The organism is Photobacterium sp. R1, from assembly GCF_054600795.1.
Map to the genome: position 1 here is coordinate 1 of NZ_BAAHZP010000082.1, position 477 is coordinate 477.

Annotated in this window: 1 protein-coding gene; it reads left to right on the top strand. The window is 50.5% G+C overall.

Annotation, left to right across the window (positions count from 1 at the left end; genetic code table 11):
- The coding region (locus ACYP03_RS24050) for a cation:proton antiporter domain-containing protein (protein WP_459782368.1) at positions 1-477 on the top strand (477 nt) is incomplete at both ends.

Below are 477 nucleotides of genomic sequence, written 5' to 3' on the forward strand. Positions count from 1 at the left end.
TGCTCCCGTTGTTTCGTCGTTTTGATGTGATTCAGGAATACACCTTTGTTACCGCACTGGCATGGTGTCTGCTGTGGGCGGAAACGGGCCACTTAGCGGGTTTATCCTATGAAATCGGGGCATTTGTAGCCGGGCTGTCTATAGCCATCAGCCGGGTTTCGCAAGCGATTTCCCTGCACCTGAAACCCTTGAGGGAATTTTTTCTGATATTATTTTTTTTCGCGGTTGGCGCAAAAATGGACATCACACAAGGCGGTACCGTACTGCTTTGGGGTGGACTGTTTGGAGTGCTGCTGGTGGCAGTAAAAGCAGCAGGTTTCATAATTGCGCTAAAACTGGCAAACGAAAAAGCACCTAAGGAGCTGTCCGCCCGGCTCAGTCAAGCCAGCGAGTTCTCCCTCTTACTGGCCTATTCAGCACTCACTGCCGGTCTGGTTTCAGATCAGGGCATGCTCTTTATTCAAGCTGCAACACTCA